The organism is Desulfovibrio sp. 1188_IL3213 (genome assembly GCF_036763145.1).
In the GTDB taxonomy this organism is placed as follows: domain Bacteria; phylum Desulfobacterota; class Desulfovibrionia; order Desulfovibrionales; family Desulfovibrionaceae; genus Desulfovibrio.
In genome coordinates this window covers 1-2,356 of record NZ_JBAIYR010000360.1, presented here as the reverse complement: position 1 = coordinate 2,356, position 2,356 = coordinate 1, and the positions used below count along the sequence as shown (strand labels likewise).

1 protein-coding gene is annotated in these 2,356 nt (G+C 62.1%); it reads left to right on the top strand.

Translation table 11 applies throughout. The features are described from left to right. Nucleotides 1–2,356: transcription-repair coupling factor (gene mfd / locus V6C16_RS11410; protein ID WP_333543258.1), on the top strand; the 2,356-nt coding region annotated here is incomplete at both ends.

Below are 2,356 nucleotides of genomic sequence, written 5' to 3'. Positions count from 1 at the left end.
CTGCCGCGCTGGCGCTGCGCAAAAGTTCGCAGCCCGCCCCCTGGAATACCTTTCAGCGCGTGTACGCCGAGCCTCTGGTTATGGGTGTGGAAGAGCGGGGGCTGGACCTGCCCGAACGCCCCCTGCATTCCTTTACCGATCTTTTTCCCTTGCCCGGCGCGCAGGATCGCCCGTGGCAGCATCTCGCCACAGGACTCAAGGAGTGGAAAGGCAGCCGCCGGCAGGTTGTGCTGAGTTTTTCTTCCGGCAGAAGCCGCGCAAAGTTCCTGAAGCTTGCGGAACAGGACGGCATCATACCCGCTTTGCGGTATGCGCCCGATCAGCGGGGGCTGTTTGCCCTGGTTTCGCCGTTCCGCTCCGGGGCCGAGCTTGTGTGGGACGATGTGCTGGTGCTGGGCGAAGACATCCTTTACCCCAAGGCTGAAAAGACGCCCCGTATTTCTTCCCGCGTTTTCAAGGGGCTGGACACCTTTGACGACCTCAGGCCCGGCGATCTGCTTGTTCACAGGGACTACGGCATCGGCCGCTTTGCCGGTCTGCATCATCTTGATCTCAATGCCGCGGCCAACGATTTTCTGCTGGTGGAATATTCCGGGCGCGACAAGCTCTATGTGCCTGCCGACAGGCTGGGGCTTATCCAGCGTTTCAAGGGCACTGAAGGCGTGGAACCTGCCCTTGACCGTCTGGGCGGGGCGGCCTGGGTGGCCGGCAAGGAAAAAGCGCGCAAGGCCATTGAAAAAATTGCCGCCGATCTTGTGGAAATGTATGCCTACCGCAAGGTGACCAAGGGCTTTCGCTACGATCCCCCCGGCGAGCTGTACCACGAGTTTGAGGCCACCTTCGGCTTTGAGGAAACGCCCGATCAGGCCAAGGCCATTCAGGATGTGCTGGACGATATGGACAGGCCGCGCCCCATGGATCGCCTTGTGTGCGGCGACGTGGGCTTCGGCAAGACAGAGGTGGCTCTGCGCGCGGCTTTTCGTGCTGCTTCCGAAGGGCGGCAGGTTGCCCTGCTGTGTCCCACCACGGTACTTGCCGAGCAGCATTACCAGACGTTTCGCGCGCGCCTGGCCGGCTTTCCCGTCAATGTGGGCCTGCTCAGCCGTTTTGTGCCGCGACCCAGGCAAAAAGAGGTGCTCAAGGCTGCCGCGGCCGGGCAGATAGACATTCTCATCGGCACGCACCGCATCCTTTCCAGCGATGTAAAGCTGCCCAACCTGACGCTGCTTGTTCTGGACGAGGAACAGCGTTTCGGCGTGCGCCACAAGGAAAAACTCAAGGCCCTCAAGAAAAACGTGGACGTGCTGACGCTCACGGCCACGCCCATACCGCGCACCCTCCAGCTTTCCATGTCCGGCATCCGCGAGCTTTCCATCATAGAAACCGCGCCGCAGGACCGCAAGCCCGTTGCCAGCGCCGTGCTGCGCAAGGACGACAATGTGCTGCGCAAGGTGCTGGAACGGGAAATAGAGCGGGAAGGGCAGGTGTTCTGGGTCTATAACCGTGTTCAGGGGCTGGAGCGCGTGGCCGAATATGTGCGCGGGCTTGTGCCGGACGCCCGCGTGGGCATGGCCCACGGGCAGATGTCCGAGACCGAGCTTGAAGACACCATGCACAAATTCTGGCACGGCGAACTGGACGTGCTGGTCTGCACATCCATTGTGGAGTCCGGCCTGGACTTTCCCCGCGCCAATACGCTTGTGGTGGATCAGGCGCAGATGTTCGGCCTGGGGCAGTTGTATCAGCTGCGCGGGCGGGTGGGCCGCAGCGACAGGCAGGCATATGCCTTTTTTGTGGTTCCCGATGCCGAGCGCCTCACGGCCGTGGCCGAAGAGCGCCTGCGCATCATTCTTGACATGGACTATCTGGGCGCAGGCTTTCAGGTGGCCATGGAAGATTTGCGTCTGCGCGGGGCCGGGAATATACTGGGCGAGGTGCAGTCCGGGCATATGTGTCGGGTGGGGCTGGATCTTTATCTTGAGATGCTTGAGGAGGCCGTGGGCCGCCTCAAGGGCACGCCCGAAAGTCCGGTCGCCGAAACAGAGCTTACGCTTGGCCTGCCTGCCCATATTCCGGCATCGTATATTGATGACGGCCGTGAGCGGCTGCGCTGCTACAAGGCGCTTACTTCCGCCCAGGGCGGGGCCGCACGCGAGGAAACAGCCCTTTCCATACGTGACCGTTTCGGCCCCTTCCCCGAGGAACTGACGAACTTTCTGGCGGTGCTGGACTTCAAGCAGTTTCTTACGGAACTGCAGGTGCAGAAGGCCGACGTACACCGCGAGCATGTACGCCTGACCTGGCCCGACGGGCAAACGGCCGTGCAGCCCGAGCGCATTGTGGCCCTGGCCGCCTC